This is a genomic window from Thermosipho sp. (in: thermotogales) (assembly GCF_020054775.1).
GTDB lineage: Bacteria > Thermotogota > Thermotogae > Thermotogales > Fervidobacteriaceae > Thermosipho > Thermosipho africanus.
Map to the genome: position 1 here is coordinate 36,880 of NZ_JAIHAP010000001.1, position 17,469 is coordinate 54,348.

21 protein-coding genes are annotated in these 17,469 nt (G+C 30.1%); all 21 read right to left on the bottom strand.

The genetic code is table 11. The annotated features are described in order from the left end of the window. Window positions 1–22: 22 nt before the first annotated feature. The 21 genes from JG780_RS00190 to JG780_RS00290 all read right to left on the bottom strand — a co-directional run bounded on the left by JG780_RS00190 (window position 23) and on the right by JG780_RS00290 (window position 17,307). Window positions 23–490, bottom strand: a complete 468-nt coding sequence (locus JG780_RS00190; protein WP_287568816.1) for a phage tail protein — start codon at window positions 488–490, stop codon at window positions 23–25. Window positions 491–573: 83 nt separating this feature from the next. After that, complete coding sequence (locus JG780_RS00195) at window positions 574–2,106, bottom strand: phage tail sheath N-terminal beta-sandwich domain-containing protein (protein WP_287568817.1); 1,533 nt, start codon at window positions 2,104–2,106, stop codon at window positions 574–576. A gap of 15 nt (window positions 2,107–2,121) precedes the next feature. Continuing rightward, entirely contained in the window at window positions 2,122–2,403 is a 282-nt protein-coding gene (locus JG780_RS00200; protein WP_287568818.1) for a hypothetical protein, read from the bottom strand. Window positions 2,404–2,428: 25 nt separating this feature from the next. After that, a complete protein-coding gene (locus JG780_RS00205; protein ID WP_287568819.1) occupies window positions 2,429–2,992 on the bottom strand; it encodes a hypothetical protein in 564 nt (187 codons plus the stop codon). A gap of 19 nt (window positions 2,993–3,011) precedes the next feature. Next, entirely contained in the window at window positions 3,012–4,448 is a 1,437-nt protein-coding gene (locus JG780_RS00210; protein ID WP_287568820.1) for a hypothetical protein, read from the bottom strand. Next, a complete protein-coding gene (locus JG780_RS00215; protein ID WP_287568821.1) occupies window positions 4,449–4,865 on the bottom strand; it encodes a hypothetical protein in 417 nt (138 codons plus the stop codon). 15 nt (window positions 4,866–4,880) lie between these two features. After that, window positions 4,881–5,720, bottom strand: coding sequence for a hypothetical protein (locus JG780_RS00220; RefSeq protein ID WP_287568822.1), 840 nt, complete (start codon window positions 5,718–5,720; stop codon window positions 4,881–4,883). Between the two features lie 70 nt (window positions 5,721–5,790). Further along, window positions 5,791–6,390: a C2H2-type zinc finger protein gene (locus tag JG780_RS00225; protein WP_287568823.1), complete on the bottom strand. Its 600-nt coding sequence runs from the start codon at window positions 6,388–6,390 to the stop codon at window positions 5,791–5,793. A gap of 23 nt (window positions 6,391–6,413) precedes the next feature. Further along, on the bottom strand, window positions 6,414–6,641 hold the full coding sequence (locus tag JG780_RS00230) for a hypothetical protein (protein ID WP_287568824.1): 228 nt from the start codon (window positions 6,639–6,641) through the stop codon (window positions 6,414–6,416). A 14-nt stretch (window positions 6,642–6,655) separates the two neighbouring features. Beyond that, on the bottom strand, window positions 6,656–7,957 hold the full coding sequence (locus tag JG780_RS00235) for a phage major capsid family protein (protein WP_287568825.1): 1,302 nt from the start codon (window positions 7,955–7,957) through the stop codon (window positions 6,656–6,658). 33 nt (window positions 7,958–7,990) lie between these two features. Beyond that, window positions 7,991–9,592: a hypothetical protein gene (locus JG780_RS00240; protein ID WP_287568826.1), complete on the bottom strand. Its 1,602-nt coding sequence runs from the start codon at window positions 9,590–9,592 to the stop codon at window positions 7,991–7,993. A 63-nt stretch (window positions 9,593–9,655) separates the two neighbouring features. After that, window positions 9,656–9,919, bottom strand: a complete 264-nt coding sequence (locus JG780_RS00245; protein ID WP_287568827.1) for a hypothetical protein — start codon at window positions 9,917–9,919, stop codon at window positions 9,656–9,658. A 20-nt stretch (window positions 9,920–9,939) separates the two neighbouring features. After that, a complete protein-coding gene (locus JG780_RS00250) occupies window positions 9,940–11,616 on the bottom strand; it encodes a phage portal protein (RefSeq protein WP_287568828.1) in 1,677 nt (558 codons plus the stop codon). Window positions 11,617–11,669: 53 nt separating this feature from the next. Then, complete coding sequence (locus JG780_RS00255; protein WP_287568829.1) at window positions 11,670–13,574, bottom strand: hypothetical protein; 1,905 nt, start codon at window positions 13,572–13,574, stop codon at window positions 11,670–11,672. A gap of 6 nt (window positions 13,575–13,580) precedes the next feature. Further along, window positions 13,581–14,207, bottom strand: coding sequence for a dTMP kinase (gene tmk / locus JG780_RS00260; protein ID WP_287568830.1), 627 nt, complete (start codon window positions 14,205–14,207; stop codon window positions 13,581–13,583). A 24-nt stretch (window positions 14,208–14,231) separates the two neighbouring features. Continuing rightward, window positions 14,232–15,143 (bottom strand): hypothetical protein, encoded by a 912-nt coding sequence (locus JG780_RS00265; protein WP_287568831.1) that lies wholly within the window; start codon window positions 15,141–15,143, stop codon window positions 14,232–14,234. 22 nt (window positions 15,144–15,165) lie between these two features. Continuing rightward, window positions 15,166–15,519, bottom strand: a complete 354-nt coding sequence (locus JG780_RS00270) for a hypothetical protein (protein WP_287568832.1) — start codon at window positions 15,517–15,519, stop codon at window positions 15,166–15,168. Between the two features lie 161 nt (window positions 15,520–15,680). After that, window positions 15,681–15,929 carry a hypothetical protein gene (locus JG780_RS00275; RefSeq protein ID WP_287568833.1) on the bottom strand — a complete coding sequence of 83 codons (249 nt, stop codon included), beginning with the start codon at window positions 15,927–15,929 and terminating at the stop codon, window positions 15,681–15,683. A 79-nt stretch (window positions 15,930–16,008) separates the two neighbouring features. Beyond that, on the bottom strand, window positions 16,009–16,704 hold the full coding sequence (locus JG780_RS00280) for a metallophosphoesterase (protein ID WP_287568834.1): 696 nt from the start codon (window positions 16,702–16,704) through the stop codon (window positions 16,009–16,011). Further along, window positions 16,701–17,033 (bottom strand): hypothetical protein, encoded by a 333-nt coding sequence (locus tag JG780_RS00285; protein WP_287568835.1) that lies wholly within the window; start codon window positions 17,031–17,033, stop codon window positions 16,701–16,703. The genes JG780_RS00280 and JG780_RS00285 overlap by 4 nt, the downstream gene beginning before the upstream one ends. Beyond that, window positions 17,020–17,307, bottom strand: a complete 288-nt coding sequence (locus tag JG780_RS00290; protein WP_287568836.1) for a sporulation transcriptional regulator SpoIIID — start codon at window positions 17,305–17,307, stop codon at window positions 17,020–17,022. The genes JG780_RS00285 and JG780_RS00290 overlap by 14 nt, the downstream gene beginning before the upstream one ends. Between the last annotated feature and the right edge of the window lie 162 nt (window positions 17,308–17,469).

The window sequence follows — 17,469 nt, forward strand, 5'->3', positions numbered from 1 at the left end:
CCCTTCTAATATGTGTATAATGTTATGGAAGAACAGGTTCAAATCCATCATTAACTATTTCTAGTGTTTCAATATTTTTTTCATTTCCATCTCCAGACCAGTCAGAGTGTTTGTAAGCTCTTGGCCAAGCTCCATAAACTCTCCATTTCTTTAATACTTTTCCAGATCTGTCTTGTTGTTCTATAATAATATTCTTTTTTAATTTACTCATGTCGGCTTCACCTTGTCCTGTTTGAACATCATAACATTTTTTGTACCAGTTATACATATCTAAATTGTCTGTTTCTCCACGCTCTAATGTTATATTATTGTTGCTTACTTTACCAGGAGATTTATGTGCAATTAAATTAGCACCCTCCCAATGTTCAATTACTTCAACTTCAGATTCAAGACCAGATGCACTTGAAAAACCAGCTTTTACAAAACCATCAATCCTTACAAGGAATGCATAATTGTCATAATAATTAGCAGCATATGCTTCTCGAGCCATATTTATTTTACCCTCCTTTTTAAATGTAGACGATGCTAGACTGTGTCTAAGCATCGTCTACTATTTTTTTAATATAAAAATATTTAACTCGAAGTACCACTGTATAGAGACAGTCTTACTTTAATTATCTCCGCAGCTCCCGGAGGTCTTACACCAAAATCAATAATAATATTTCTATTAGCTATTGTTTCTGGAGTGTTATTACCATAATCACATTGGAAGTAATATGCTTCATTAGGATCTCCAGTTCCTCCGTCATCAAACCATCCTTGTGCATATTTATCAGAAAGAACTTTTAATGCATCAATTGTTATCTTGTCAAAAGTGCTACTTATAATCGGTTCAAATGTATATTTAAGAAGATTGTCATAACACCATTGAGTAAACCATTGTACAGTAGTAGTAATTTGAATTTGATCATAATTCGAGTCAGTTGATGTTGTTCTTGCACCCCATAACACAGTTCCAAAATTATCGAAATTAACTATGGGACAAATTCCATTAGAATTCAAATAATCAGCATCTACTGCAGAAGCTACTCCTAAAATACTTAAATTAGAAATATAACCATCTTCTAATCCTGCAGGAGCTTTTGCAACACCTCTTCTATATTGTGTTTTAGAATGATTAGCAGCTATAGCACCTTCTACTGATACAGGACCAAAAACATTTTGAGTCAATATTTTTCCATAACCCCATGGATGATAAATTGAAAGTTCATTATACCACAAACCACCAATGTTATCCGATGAATAAGATCCAGTTCCATTCTTAAAATCTACTGCGACTTTGTCACTTACTCCATAAGGAGCTTGAGCAATACAATATCCAACTTGTCTATTGTAACAATAATCAGCCATTGCTTTTATAACTTTTCTTGATGTTTGACCAGGAGCTATCATTATAAATCTTCTATTCTTTACAAAGTCGAATTTATAAATTCCTGTTTTTGCTGTAGAATTTCCTATCCAGTCATCATCAGTTAAACCTGTAATACCATTATCTCCATTTGTTAAAACATAAGTTCCAATTGCAGGATTTCTACTTGGTATCTGTGTAGTAGAATCTAGATCTGTAACGTTGATATAACTTGAAAATCCATTTATTTTTTTCTCTACATAATCGTCACTTGTAATATCCATCGATAATTCATCAAATGTTTCAACAATACTATTTTTAAGTTTTACTGTTACTTTAAACTTGTTTGCTGAATCTACAGTTGCATTATTAATTATTACACTAATTTGATTACCTAATTCACCTGCATACAATGCTTCAACTTTGAGAGTATCTACAGGTACTGCAGCTCTGTCTTGTATTGTTATAGAAGCTTTTACAGCAGTTATAGTTGAAGGAGTTGTTACATCAGTATAGTGAGCAATTCGATTAAACCAAACTTCTCCTACTCCTCTTTCATCAAAGAACTGCTTAATACCTTGATAAGCCCAACTGGCAGCTATAGGACTTCCGAATTTATTTTCGAAATCATTTACACTTGTAACTATTGTTGGATCGAAAGGGCCCCATTCAGCAGGACCAGAAACAAATATTGCTAAATCATTTGTATTTGATCTTGGAGATCGTTTACTTATTCTCTCAACTATTACACCGGGCATTATAAATCCCTCCTTTTATTTCTTTATCTTTTTATTCTTTTTGTCAGATGAATCTTCAATTATGCTTCCATAAACAATTGCATTTTCTTCAGAATTATCTTCTTTAGAACTATTATATTCAATTTTTGGTATTTCTTTTATAACAATTATATTATTTGCTTTTAATGCTTCGATTTCTTCAGATACAAAATCATTTAACTCAACTTTATTTACTCCTGTTTTTAATAAATACATTCCTCCTTTTTTCTTATTTATTGCTAGACTACAGCCAAGTTTGTTCAGAATTTTAACTTCCAATTGTAATTCACCTCCCTTTATAAACTTACTTTTTAACACTTGGTCTTATAATAATATCAGTTGCAATATAACCAGTAGTACTAGTAGTACTAGTCTCAAGTTCAAGTCCTTCGATTAAAATAGTACAACCTGCTTGTATAAGCTGTGATTCATTGACCATATTATTTATATCAGGATAATCTGGAAGATAAACTCTATGTTGGATATTATTCACTGTAATAGTAACTTCTTTATCGAAAATTGCTATTATATTCAAAACAGCATTCATTACTTCTTGATCATTTTCCCCCAATATAATTAAATTATAAATTACATCTATTATCCGAGGGGATTTTTTTTCAATAAAAGTTTGATTTTGTATATCTTTAATAATTTCAGTAGAATAAAGACCTTGACCTTGGACAAATCTATTGTGAATTAATCTAGGTCCAATAAAAATTAAAGCTGGAAATTTTTCATCTCTTTCTAAAGATATTTCATAGTAATCAGGGTCATTAGTTACTGAAATATTATTAAATCCAACATTTTCAAATATTTTACATAATTCAATAGTAGCATCCTTTAATACAGTAAATTGATTAAGTTCCATAAAAATCAGCTCCGTATAATTATTCTTGTTTTTTATACGGCTTTAATTTATCAAATCTAAACCATAAAGTACTTTCGCTTGTCCAGTCAAAAAGACCCATATCTTTACTGAAGTCAGTAACTGCTTTTAATCCACTTCTAGATATGTGAACTGCATCATAGTCTTTTGACATTCTTTCAAAGTCTATTGTAAATTCATCATTTTTACCAATTCCATATTTTGAAACCATATTCATAAAATCTTCATAATTATTAACCCTAAATATTTTTGCATTAGGGTCAGGTTCTAATAAATATGCTTTAGAACCAGCTTTAAATCTTAAAGCTTCACGTTTCATATATCTTACATAGTCAGACATTGTTTCTTTACCAGTAAATGTTGACGTCCAAAATCCACCTTTAGGCAATGTTCTCCCGGGTCTTGGATTTTTTACTGGAGTAAATTGTGTAGGGTCAGGCTTTGTACCTACAAAAAGCTGAGTTTTAAGTGGTTCTTTATGTTCTTGAGTTTTAATTACATTTTTTACTTTATCAGTTACACTAGTGCGAGTTTTCGTTGTAGTAGTTCTTTTAGCTGCTGCAACAGTTCCTCTAGATTCTTGTTCAGCAGATTCTTTATATTTCATTCCTCTACGTCTTAAGAAATATTTAATTTGTTTTTGTGAAAATCCTTTGACTGTAAATAAAAATTTATTAATTTCATCACGATATATTTTGTAAATTTTTGCTCTATTTGATTTTAAGACTGGTTGTAAAAATGGTCTTGCTGGAATAAAAATATGTGTAGTTGTATCTTTTAATGGAACTCCTTGAGATGCAAACCAAGCAGCTATTTTTGAAGTAACTCTTAAAACCATTCCTCTTTCCATAACATAACCAATCATTGTTAATGGTTGTCCTTCTCTATTTTTAATTCCATTTGGAATTCCAACAAAGAATGATCCTTTTTCTAAAACTTGTCCAGAAATAGATCTATATAAATCACCAGTTCTTAACAAGGGTTTTCTTCCTTTTATATATCCTACTGCTGTAGCACCAACCCAAGTTTTTGCTTTTTCTCCTCTTTCGCCTGCTTTAGTTTTACGAAGTTGAATTGTAGCTGAACTTAAAGGTTTAAATTTTTTATCCCCATATCCTCCGTCTTTTAATCCTTTTTTAATTTCACTAACTAATAATTTTACAGATTTTTTAGCAGCTTCGTTCAGAGCAGCTTCAATTCTATCTTCAAATTGTAACACATCATATGTTTTTATCATACCTTTATAATCATAATAACCTATTCCAAGCCAATCTCTGAATTCTTCCCAATCACCAAAAAGCTGAACTCCAAAATCTTTTGGCTGTGCAAAATCACCATAATTTAAATTTTTACCCAATTTAGTCGGAATTTTACTTGCTTTAGCATTTGCTCCAGTTCTATAACTAACCTGTGATGATCTCCAATTAACCCTAGGCATTTATAATACACCACCGACTTTTGGTTTGTTGTTAACAAAAGCTATTAATACGAATAATGGTGTAGCAAAATCATAAAGACTTAACATTTTTGAATCTTCATTAACTGATACAATTCTATAATCTACATCTGTATTTCCGATTTTTGTAATTATGTCTCCAGGTTTTAATTGTACATTTAAATCATCTAGTTCATCTTTCAATGCAACTAAATATCCTGCAATACCTTGGTCGTCACCAATTCCTAAATATAATCTTCTGTTTATAGCTGCTGTATTAACTTGTGCTTCAATTTGTATTGTATTTTTATATACTTTTGTTCCTGCTTGAACGGGTTCTTTAAAATATTTAGAAGTTACAGTATTTTCATTATCATATTGTTTTATTTCGACTGGAACTGAATTCATATTAAGAGGCATAATATTCACCTCCTATTATACAAATCCAACATATAAAGGTGGTTGATAATTAGATAATATCATGTCTACATTACTAATTCCAGATATTGAAAGTGTTGTTTTTACAGCATATCTATCAGTCTTTTCATATAAAATTCTTCCGCCATAATTATTTTCAAGTTTTGCAGAAGCTTTACAAAGCTGTATAGCACAGTATTCGATATCAGGTATAATACTACCATAGGATACAGCTTTTGTACCACTAGGGACAGTTTTAGAAACTATTACAGGGTCGAAAGTCACAACCTTGTTTATATAATCTACTGTATCGACCAAAAAAGTATATTTATCTATTGTTAGAAAATCTTTAGGACTTATATCGTCTACTGATTCTAATTTTAATGAAGATTTACTACTATCAAAATCTTCTATAATTATAGTTTCAAACGGAATATCTTTTTTGTTAATCCAACCAAATATTCCATCTAAAGTAAATCTAAATCTTGGATAGCTGCTGCCTAAAGCTATTAAAATTTCAGTTTCTATATCATGTATTTGAAATAAATGTTCTAATTCGATATATCTTTCATATTGAATATATTCATTAGGAGACAATATATATTGTATATCACTATTATCGATCTTATATATTATATTATTAATTTTTACAATTGGAATTTTATCAGGAGCTACAATAATTCTACTCCATTCATCTAAAACAATATTACTTATAATTTTTTGTTTTGGATAAAAATATTGACCAGTAATTGAATTTATAAAATTTGAATAATTCTGAATTATTTCAATTATTTTTTTGCTATCAGTAGTTCGTTTAAATCCATTAGCTAAAAGTGTTTGAACAGTAGTGTATCGCATCAAATCACCACCCTATCTATACTCAAAAGGTGGGGACTGAGACTGTCCCCACCCCCATAACGAGTGTTATTCAATCGTCTTCTAAATCATGAATTTCCATATGATCATTAAGTTCTTCTTCTTTTGCAAATTTTTTACCACATTTTTCACATTTAAATTTTCCATTTTTAGTTGATACAGGTATTTTACTCTTTTTAATTGGTTTAGTTTTTACTTCATTTTTCTTTTTAATTCCATCTTCTTCATCATCAACTTCAATTCCCATAGCTAATTTTTGAGCTTCTGTTAATTCACCATTTTTTATCTGCTCAAGTCTTTTCTTAACATCTGGATCATTATCATAATCATATAATTTCGGATTTAGTGCATCTTTTATTGTTTCTTCAGGTTTATCATCATTAAATAGTTTAGGAATTGAATTTGGAACAAAATTATCTCTAGGATTTATTTTTACAAATGATATAGGTTTGTTAGATGCTGCAGTCGTCTGTATAGGATTTCCAAATATATCACATTCAAACAATTCACTTTTACTCCGAAATAACTCAATGTCTTCTTCGCGAACAACAGCAACTGGTTTACCTTTTGAAAAATAATATAAAATACCAGAGCGTCCTCTCGTTGAAAGACTTATAGCATTTCGGAGGCTAAAAAAAGTGCCCACGTTCACTTATAATAACCTCCCTATTAATATTAAGATTTTCTTATTTTAGTTGTAACAGTTGTTGGTGATATAGTATTTGTTGAATCAAGATGAGTTGCTGCTAAATGAGCATTAAATTTAGTTATTAAATTATCAACAGCAACTTTCAAAGAATTAATATCGTCTGCAATGGCTTCAAGTAGTTCTTTATTTTTAGAAGTTAAAACATGTGATCCGCCTTCACCGAAATTTTTAGGAATATATACTTCGTTTGCCAATTATGCCACCTCCATTATATCTCTCTGCGGCGAATATTAACAGCTTTGACGATGGCATCAAGATTTTCTACCTGAACATCCATTTCATTATAAACAACAGTTTCAAGGCGATCATAATCTTTATTAAATTCAGAATAAACTCTAGTACCATTCAAGAAAACATAAATGAAATTCTTCGGATTAGCAAGCCAAATAAAAGTTCCTTCATTTACAGTACCAGTTCCAGAATCTTTACCAGTAATTGTTCCTTCACTAAGACCCAATTCAGCATAAGCATTATTTGCAATAGCTCCAATTGTAATTGATGCAGTCGATCCAGTTGTAGAAGTTTTAAGAATAAGTCTTCCAAAACCATCATCAGAAGCAAGTCCAGTAAGAGAAGCATCAGCAGTATTAATGAAGTTAGCAACTTGAGAAGCAAACCAAGTACCTTGTGGTAATGTTATAGTTACTGCAGAACCACCATTTACAGCAATAGATAATTTATCATTTACACCAGTCAATATCCTGAATCCATCAGCACGAGTTCCAACTACAATTGCAGGAGTTGCGGTTGGAACATTAAGTTCTTTGTCAGACGGAATTAAAGGTATAGGTTCCATAGGAATACCATAAGGAGCCGGAGCATTTCCTTCTAATGCTCTATCACCTTGTGCAGTTCCACGATCAGCAATAAGATCTAACCAATCAACATAAGTTGTTCTAGAAACAATCCAACGCAATCCAGGATCAGCAAGATACTGTTGAGGCATTCTTCTAATCATTTCTGCAAATATACTTCTCTGGATTGTAGCGCCACCACAATCAACGATATGGGCACCTTCAGTCAAAACATCCCATCCATCATCTCTTCTCAAAAGTAAACCTAATGGAGTATTATCAGCAGCATATTTTACAGTATTTCCTTGAATAGCTAATAACTCTAAGTCAGTACCGATTCTCTGAGTCATACCTTCCATTATAGTCTGTTCGAAGTTACCTTTTTCAATGTTTTCAGTTAAAGTTTCTGTAGTAATATTCCAGCTAGATTTCAGTTTCTTTGTGTAAATTTCAATCTGGCTTGTTTTTGCAGTAGCTAGATGAGCTTCATTAGAGTTTTCTTCCACTGCATGAGTTATGGGTTCACCAATGTGTAATCTGTCAATGTGATGTTTCTTTTGATCGACAGTTTCGAATCTTGCGATACTGAACATACCAGGTAAAGTTCTAATAAGTCTGAAGAATTCTCTCTGTTGAGTTGGATTAAGTTGACCACCAGTTAATAAAGATGACGACTCAATTGTTTTTATTATCATTTCTTGAGTATTAGTAGGCATATTTAATTCCTCCTTATTAATTATTAATTATATTTATTCTTGTTTACTTTGCATTTCAGCTTTTTTTGCTAAAACAATATCAACAATACTCTTATTAAATATAGATCCTGCCCAAATATTTGAAGATTCATTAGTAGATTTTACTAATTCATCTTGTCCTTCAATTGATTTACTTCCAGCTATATTATTTTCGATTGATTTAACTTTTTCAGCTAAAGGAGTAATTTGAGTTTTTAAAGTTTCTTCAATAATAGATTTTATAGTATTATTAACTACATTTTGTATTGATTTTTCAATTAAAGATTGAATATCAAGTTCTTGTTTTGCAACAACATCTTCTTTTTTATCTGTTGATTTTGAAACTTCTTCAGTTTTATCTGTTTTTATTTCTTCTTTCGATTTAGATACTTCTTCATTTGGTTTTGTTGTTTCATCTGCTTTAGATTTTTCTTTAGATGTATCTTTTACTTCATCATCAACAGCAACTGTGCTAACTTCTTGTGTAGCTTTTTCTACAGAAGCAGAATCAGTTTTAGTTTCTTCTGTATTTGTCTTTTTTACCTCCTCATTAGGCATTATATTACCCTCCTTATCTTGAGACTTTGAAATAAGTGCTGACCTTAATGCATCTACAAGATCTTTTTTAAGTAACTCAACAGTTGTAGTACTAAATTCAGTTATAGTACCAAATTCAATTTTATTTTTTTCACCTCCATTTTTACTTTTTTCGATGGGTTTTTCAACAAACATTTTAGCTTTAGTTTTATATTTATTGAAATTTTTAATACTATCAAAATTAGTTCTTATAACTTCAAATTTATTGTTTAAATCACATTGTAATGATTTAGAAATAGCAGATAAAAATCCAGTCCTTTCATTAGCAGCATGACCAGCCCTTGTTATAGCAATATGGTCAAGAATAAGATCGTCTAAAACAAAAATCCAATAAGTTTCAGTTGTTTGACTTCCATTAGGAAGTGTAATAGTTGCTTCGACTTTTTCCCAATATGCAGCATCCTCGTTATCTGGATTTAACCAACCTCCAACACTTAATTGTTTTGTAGGACTTCCTTTTTCAACTTCATCATATAATGACATAGCTTCTGGATATTTATCATCTAATTCAATAGTAACTTTTAAAGCAATTAACTTATCAGTTCCTGTATCAGCTGCAGCATCTTTACTATTTTCTATAAACGGATTTCCTTCAATTGCTTCTCCATCAACAGTTTTTCCAATTTCAAATGTATCCCAATGTGTTGGTAAAATAATAACTCCTTTTTTTACTTGTTCAACCATCTTTTTTATTGCATTTTCAGACATACGCTCCATGTAATAATCTATTCCAGTATCTGATGCAATGGCTTCAACATAATATTTTGTAGTTCCATCTTTTTCTTTTTTGTAAGCTTTCATAACTTGTAATGGAAATTCAAATCTTTTTATTATCTCAGTAGTTGCTTGTGGCATCTCTTTAACCTCCTTATTAGTTGTCCGCAATTTGCATTTTTCATTACATTTATCTTCAGTCTCATTTTTTAACCATCCACAATATGCTTCAGGATCATCTTTGTCACTGTTAGCTCTTACACATTCTTCAAAATCTGAATATTCACAGTTAAATCCGAAAGGCATAAAAACACCTTCTTGTATTCTAAATTACTTCTCAATTTATTAGGAAAGTTTTGCATTTGATTATCATAAACTATGTTTAATAATTTGTATTTTTGTAGTACCAGTTGCAGCTATAGCTTGTAAAGTTCCAATTGAAAGCAGCAAAGGAAAATCTGTCTTTGATTTTAGATAAATTCCATTCGTACTTGTAACAGGTTGCGGATTGTCAACTAAAAAATAAAGGTCTGAATCACCAATATTTCTTACATAACAATTGTGATAATCAACTTCAATAGATGTTGCAGTAGTAGAAATATCTTGTGTAATCGGAATTAAATTAGGTAACATTTAATATCCCTCCTTTTTAATTATGATATATTCTCCTTTTCTAAAACTGTGTTAAAAGCATCTATATTTGTCGTTGAATATATTTTATTTATAAAATTTTGTACATTTATTTGCTTCATAACTTCTTTAGTAATCATTTTAATTAATTTACTTTTTTCATCTTTTGTACTATTATCATCTATTTCTGGTAATTTTGATCCCTCATTTGTAGTATCTTCATTTCTAGCTTGATTTTGCGGGTCTTCACCAGCACTTTCAGTGTTTTGACCAACTCCATAAAGACCCATTTGATATTCAATTAAAGCAATTTGTATCGGTTTATCAGCCCATTTTTCTTTAAATTCTGGAAGTCCAAGTTTGTGTCTTATATCGTTCGGTGTTATTCCTCCACCTTGTAAGTATCTTACAAATATTTCCGCATCCTGAACGTCATCTGTAGATTTTGGTCTTATAAATTCAAATTTGATTTTAATATCTTCAGGTTTAATACCTTCATCAGCTAATATTGCTTCAACAATATAAGAATTTATCATATATTCTTTTTCTTCAATATCTGGTAGAAATTCTTGTTCATTAGTAATATTTCTAGCTATTTGTGCAGTAGCTCTATTAGCAGTCAATCCGCTGCCCAAGAATATACTATCAATACCAAAAGATTCTCTTAACTCTTCATCATTAGCTTGTCTATATTTAAGAAAAGAACCATCATCAGTTATTCCTACAGTTAAAGGAGTAACTTCAATTTTTGTATTAGCTTGAGCATCAGGTCCAAGCATCTTTGATTTTGCTTGAATTACCATAACTCGATGTGCATTTTCTGCACCTTTTCCTAAACTTTCTACAAAACTCTTTATTTCTGCTACAGAATCAGGAGTTAATTGACCATTTGATACTGAAATAACTAATCTTGGAGTTGCATCATTTTTAAAGAATGCTAAATTCCTTCTTCCAGCTAATTGATTTCCAGCAATTGCTATCGCAGTACCAGTATATCTTGGAACTCCATAATATGAACTTCTTGGTGAATAAATTAAAAATTGAATCATTTCGTTAGCACGTCTTTTATAAGGAAGTGAATTTAAAGGATATTTGTCTCCAGTTTCAATATCAATATCAAAATCTGCTCCTATAGGTTTAAAATAAACTTTTTTACCGTTTCTAATTTGTACAAATCCTAAACCACCTTTTCTAACTCTAACTGTATGACTTGGTACATGATATAAACCTTTGATTTTATTTGCTTCATTTCTTGCGACTTCTAAATAACCATTTCCTGTAGCCTCTTCATCAATCTTGCATAATTTCATTATTGTACTAAATGGCATTCTTTTATTAGGTTTTTTAAATACTGAATTTACAATTTCAATTTGTCTATTTATTTCTCTCTTTTCTTCCTCAGTAGTATCTTTAGTAAATGGTACAATTGGACTAATTTTATAACCTCTTCCAACTGTATTTTGAGCATAAGTTCTTATTAATTTACTTAATCTTGTATTTTTCTCCATCAATGATGCCCAAAGAATAGGATTATAAGGCGGTTCTACTACACCATTTTCAAGTTCATACATTCCTACAAAATCATCTTCAATTTGTTTTGTATCTGCTATTTCTCTATCAATAGAAAATATTAAAGTATCTAATAAACTTTCATCAGATGGATTTGTAACCTTTTTAATTTTTTTTACTTTTTGAGCCAAATTTTTCACCTCCAATCATTTTAATTTATATTATATAATATGTCATTGTAGTATTATGCAGTAATAACTTGATTTTCTTCAAAATCATCATCAGGAGCCTCCCATTGTGATATTCTTACTAAATCAAAAACAACTCCAGCAACAGCATCAGCACAGTCTTTAGATCCATTTTTAGGATGGTCTATTTTATTTCTCACTCTTTCAACTTTCTTTAATTCATCGATTAATACATCATGATAATAATAATCCACTCTGTCTTCATAAATAGCAGTTTTTAATTCATTATAAGCTCTTGTATCTTTATCAACTGAAAGATATTCAGCTATATAACCTTTCTTAGCAAGTAACTGCATTGTGTCTGCACTTTGAAATCCATCCATAGTAACTAGACCTATCATAAATCCCATCTTAGTCCATTCATAAATCAATTGTCTTACATATTCTATCTGAACTGGCTCTTCTGGAGAACCTTGCAATCTTACAATACAATCTATAAAATGAATTGGACTTCCATTTTCATTAAAGCCTTCATTGTGTCCTAATGCAATTCCACAAGCATTTCCAGTTAATGCTAAGTCGATATGAACAGCATGCCAAGTATGTGAAATCGGTCCAAACCAAGATTTAAATTCTCTTGTAATTTCATCGTAAGGACTAACTCTTGAATAGTTACATCTTTCTTCAATAATTTCAGGATTTTCAAAGAAAGGTGTAATACTATCACTTGGCCAGCCTCCGAGATCGCGCTTCGAACCTTCTGGATTCTTCTTAAAATCATCATAATAAGGCATAGGTATTTCAACAATATTCTTATCAAAAAGATCACTTACAGCTTTAACATTAGTTTCTCCTTTTTTAATAGCTTTATCAATAATTTTTTTCTTATATATATTAAGTTTTTCTACAGTTTCAAAAACTTTAGAATCGCCAATATGGAACCAAAATACAGGTCCCTTCCAATCTGGCATTTTAGCACTCCACTGACTTCTACGTCTGATTAATATTCTATCTTCTTTTTCAGGATTTTCTGCTCTTTCTTTTTCAACAGTTCTTATTCTTCTTTCTAGAAAATCATCATAATACATCGGAGATCCTGCAAGAGCTACAAATCCCATATTTTCTCCTGTTTCAGGATCTGTAAAACGCGAAGTGATACGACGAGTAACTATATTATAAACATCTTCAACATAATCCTTATTTTGAGTATCTCTCCAAAGCGTAGCTTCATCAATAATAACTGCATAAAGGTTATATCCCAATGGAGCCATACCAGAACTTGAACCTGGGATAATGTAAATATTCTTATAAATTTTTCCCGGAATTTCTTTTTTAGGATTATCTGGAGGAACGTCAAATTGAAGTTCTGATTTTACTCTTGGATTTGGTGGATAATAATCTTGAAACCATTTACAACAGTCAATTTTATTTTTAATTTCACCAAAAACAACTCTTCTTGCTTGGTCTGCTGAAACAGACATATTCATAATAGCAATTTTAGACCTTGGTGAAAGTCCGAAAGTTGCTTGTGGATTCCTTAAACAGAGTAATAAATAAGTTAAATATACTGCAATAATAGACATCTTGTAAGATTTCCCAGTCCCAATAGCTTCATCAAATATAGCTTCTTTATATTTTCTGATTATTTTTCTATGATCACCTCTTCCAAATAATTCTTTAAGGTCTTCTAAAACACAAGGGCGAACAAAATCGCCCAAGTTTAAATAATCAGGATTACATACAAAAGTTTCTATATCTACTGGATCATGCTCCCAGATTGATTTTGGAATTTTCTTTCTACCTTTCTTTTTTCTAGAAGAATTTTCGACAAATAAGTCACCCAAATCCAATAAAATATTATCTAAAGATAATATTTTTGGTTGGTCGTCAACAAACTTTTTTGTATCAATTCTTAAATCTGGTAGTATTCTTCTTGTTTTAGGAATCTTTTTTTTAGGCATAACCGATTACTCCTCAATTTTATTGATAATAGTTTCAGCAATAAATTTTGCAATTTCATTTTTATCTAAATCAGAATTGATTTTAATATATCTTGATTTACTCAATTTGTTATACCCTTCGATAACTTTTTTATTAAATTCAACATCTTTGTCATAAAAATCTTTGTTTTCTTTATGTTTGAATTGTCGGCCAGTAAAAATAAATGTCAAATCAGGATAAATTCCAAATACTTTTCCGTAAGTTTTTGGTGTAGAACATACTAGAGAATGTAAACTGTTAATTATTCCTTCATTCCAACCTCTAACATAACTCTGATATATTAAAGTACTGTCAATAAATCTATCACAAAGTACTATATCACCTCTTTCTAAGGATGGAATGATAACTTTGTGAACTATTTCTGCTCTAGCAGCACAAAATAACAATAATTCAGTGATTAATACCATATCTCCAGCATAATTTTTGATAATTTCCCTGATTTTTTGGGCTATTTCAGTCCCTCCAGGATCAAAAGTTTGAGTAATTTTGTACCCTTTTTGGGTCAAAATTTCGCTTACTAGCTGAATTTGGGTCGATTTTCCAGTCATATCTGGACCTTCAAAAGTTACAAAAAATCCGCTTTTTTTCAGCATTTTTACCCCTCTTTTTGATCATTTTTATGATTTTTTAACTTTTTTGACCTTCTTTTTAGCTTTTTCAAAGGATTTTTCGATTTCTAGAGCTGTTTTATTGGGCAAAAATTTGACTTCTTCAGCGTATTCTTCTAAATCATTAGGATCTTCCATTAATTCTCCTTCTTCGTCTATATTTTTCATTTTTAAAGCTATTCCTTGTATTTCTCGACCTATTTTTTTGAGAATATTAACATCAGAAACGTGCTTTTTAACAGCTTCAAATACATATTTCATAAGCATTTGAACTTTTTCTACTCCCAAACTGTAACGTCTTTGTTCAATAATTCTTTCTCTTGCTTCCATATTTTTAAATATAGAATCCAAAGTCCTTTGAAGGAGTTTAAATTTATCAATTGTATCTATCTCATTAGATTCTTCTATCCTCGGAAGAAGTGATTTTAAATAGCCTAATTCAAATTCAAGTTTCTCTAAATCAGGATCGTTTTTAAAAGCCTCAATTTTTTCTTTAATTTCATTTTCAAAGTATTCTAATTTATTCTTTCTTTTTTGCCAAACTTCCATTCTAGTTCCCTCCATGACTCTTTTTTTAGGTGTTACTCCATGAACAGCACAAACAGTAGTTCCATGTACTGCTTCTCTTCTGCATCTCATAAATATTCCATTTTCTTGAAGTTTCTTAAGATGAGGACTTCCACTCCATCTGACAATAGCATTACATTGTCTTTGAATTTTTATATGATTTTTACCTTTACACGGCATCTTTTTGGGATTAACAATTTCTTCTACTTCAACTTTTCTTTTAACTACAGGACAAAAATAATAGAGGTATTTCATTGCTTCACCTCTATCCATATCCCAAGGAACCTGCGATGATAAGTTTTTGCATGTATTGCAGCAAATTTCTGGCCATTCCCAATCTCTTCTTCTACCCAACTTATTTCACCTACCAAGTTATCTATTTATTATCAACAATTTCAAATTTTATAATATCAAATTCACCCCTTTCAAACATTTCTTTACATTTTTGTGTAATATTACCAGTAAATTCAACATTATTACAATTATATTTTATATATACAACTAAAACTTTTCCTACAGTTTCAGATAAAATACCATTGATAAATCCTAAAATATTCAATGTTTTTATATCTTTATTAAATTGACAACAACTTTTATCCATCAAATTGTTGTCAGAGTTATATAAAATATTTTTAAAAACAATTTTTTGATCTAATTTACCAGTCTTAGATTGAATAATTTCAAGAATTGGTCCAGGATCAAAGATAACATTTTTCTTTAAATTTTCCATTATTTTTACCTCCAATTTTAATTTTATGCCTTCTAAAACTGTGTCTAGCAGCTCAAATTAACCTTCCAAATAAAATTATATTAGGTTATTTAATAGTAATTTATAGAATCAGTCTATATTTTTAATCAACAAGTGTCATTTAAAGCCATTTAAACTTAAATCTATATGTTACAGAAAATCGACGCTAATTTAAAAGGCAACCAGAATATTATATCGATTGCAAATTTTATAGTATCTACTAAAGATTGAATAAAAGATGCATTTTTTGATGGTTCAAATTCTAATAAAGTAATTATAAACCCTGTACTAAAATACAAAAAATAAATGAAATTTATAAAACTAATTATTTTTTCTCTTAAAAATTTCCAGTTACATTTTTCATCAGTATCTTCATACTTCTTTTTTTCCATAATATCCAAAATACCTCCTCATTTAACTATGAAGTAAATTTGTTATTGACTATTTTTACTAATTCAATATAAACTAAACTTATCTATTAATTCTCACTTGGTAGACTTTAAGACTGTAACAGTCAACCATTGTAAGATATTTATTTCCTCCAGCACCTGTATCTATTCCAATTGAATTATAACTGACATAAATGTCATTTTTACCATGAATCATCTGAACGGGTACATGTCCAAATATCACCTTCTTTCCACTTTTATAATTCTTATAAAATTCTTCTCTACACCATAACAAATCGTCTCGATTCTGATTACAAAGAGGAATACCTGGTTTTATTCCTGCATGTACAAATATAAAATCTAAAGTTTCATAGTACAAAGGTCTCTGCAAAAGCCATCGAATAAGACTGTGACTAATTATATTTTGTATTTCTTCAAGACTATAATACCTTTCTTTAAAATTAATTCCAAAACTAAGAAATGTACTTTTTCCTCCATTTCTAAAATATAACTTAAAAGGAAATTTTCCTAAAACTGTATCTAAAAACATAATCTCATGATTTCCTAAAATCAATTCACAACAACCATTTCTATTCATCTCCATCAATTTTAATAAAAGTTTCTTTGAATCTGGACCCTTATCTACACAATCACCCAATACAACAAGCTTGTCATATTTTTCATCAAATCTGACTATTTTAAGTAATTTCACAAATTCGTCATAATGACCGTGGATGTCTGAAACTGCAAAAATCCTATACTTCTTAATCTTTTTCATATTTGTAAAGACTTAAATACCTCACGTTTTGTTTCATTCCCAACAGGATGAGCAAGTCCTGTTCCTTTACAGACTGAACATGGGACCCATTCACCGTCATTATGACCTGCTGCAGAAGCCATTGTACTTCCTTTTCTTCCTTCGCAATATTCGCAAACTTCATTCATCTCTCTAAATACTTCTAAAGCTGTTTCGTATTTTTTAATTTGAGTTTCATATTTAGAAGTAATTTTTCTGATTTCTTTGTCCATTTCTTCTTTTAACTGTGAAATTTTATATTTAAGACTTGAAATTTCTTTCGTAAGATCTATTAAGTCACTTCTTTTCATTATTTTTGACTCCTTTCCACTTCAAACTGGTTGAAATTCCACCTCTAAGTTGTCCCAAATGCTGATTGATTTTGAGTTTTTGACAGACTTGAACATAAAGTTCGCTGTCGAACTGAGGAAGTCGATTATGGATGTCATGCCAGATAAGAGTTTTTGAGTAGTTTAGTTCAGAAGCAGTTTGTCTGATTGTATAGCCTTTTTTAAGGATGTAGTCAGCAAATTCTAAGCAACGGTTTTTGTAGCATTCAAGTTTGTCTATTTTGGTTCTTTTCATATTGAAGCCTCCTTTGATATTTTAATTTAAAATTGATTCCCATTTTAAATTATACCAATTTGAAATTGATTCCCATTTTAAATTATACCAATTTGAAACAACAATTTAATAGTTTGTAAGAAGTGTTATAGCCTTTCTGGACATGAAAAGTTTTTGAGAGAT

Coding starts and splice junctions, on each gene's coding strand:
- JG780_RS00240 (WP_287568826.1), bottom strand. CDS start 9,592: ATGCCTTTCGGATTTAACTGTGAATATTCAGATTTTGAAGAATGTGTA.
- JG780_RS00255 (WP_287568829.1), bottom strand. CDS start 13,574: ATGCCTAAAAAAAAGATTCCTAAAACAAGAAGAATACTACCAGATTTA.
- JG780_RS00195 (WP_287568817.1), bottom strand. CDS start 2,106: ATGCCCGGTGTAATAGTTGAGAGAATAAGTAAACGATCTCCAAGATCA.
- JG780_RS00190 (WP_287568816.1), bottom strand. CDS start 490: ATGGCTCGAGAAGCATATGCTGCTAATTATTATGACAATTATGCATTC.
- JG780_RS00215 (WP_287568821.1), bottom strand. CDS start 4,865: ATGCCTCTTAATATGAATTCAGTTCCAGTCGAAATAAAACAATATGAT.
- JG780_RS00220 (WP_287568822.1), bottom strand. CDS start 5,720: ATGCGATACACTACTGTTCAAACACTTTTAGCTAATGGATTTAAACGA.
- JG780_RS00270 (WP_287568832.1), bottom strand. CDS start 15,519: ATGGAAAATTTAAAGAAAAATGTTATCTTTGATCCTGGACCAATTCTT.
- JG780_RS00285 (WP_287568835.1), bottom strand. CDS start 17,033: ATGAAAAGAAGTGACTTAATAGATCTTACGAAAGAAATTTCAAGTCTT.
- JG780_RS00210 (WP_287568820.1), bottom strand. CDS start 4,448: ATGCCTAGGGTTAATTGGAGATCATCACAGGTTAGTTATAGAACTGGA.
- JG780_RS00205 (WP_287568819.1), bottom strand. CDS start 2,992: ATGGAACTTAATCAATTTACTGTATTAAAGGATGCTACTATTGAATTA.
- JG780_RS00235 (WP_287568825.1), bottom strand. CDS start 7,957: ATGCCTACTAATACTCAAGAAATGATAATAAAAACAATTGAGTCGTCA.
- JG780_RS00245 (WP_287568827.1), bottom strand. CDS start 9,919: ATGTTACCTAATTTAATTCCGATTACACAAGATATTTCTACTACTGCA.
- tmk (WP_287568830.1), bottom strand. CDS start 14,207: ATGCTGAAAAAAAGCGGATTTTTTGTAACTTTTGAAGGTCCAGATATG.
- JG780_RS00280 (WP_287568834.1), bottom strand. CDS start 16,704: ATGAAAAAGATTAAGAAGTATAGGATTTTTGCAGTTTCAGACATCCAC.
- JG780_RS00275 (WP_287568833.1), bottom strand. CDS start 15,929: ATGGAAAAAAAGAAGTATGAAGATACTGATGAAAAATGTAACTGGAAA.
- JG780_RS00290 (WP_287568836.1), bottom strand. CDS start 17,307: ATGAAAAGAACCAAAATAGACAAACTTGAATGCTACAAAAACCGTTGC.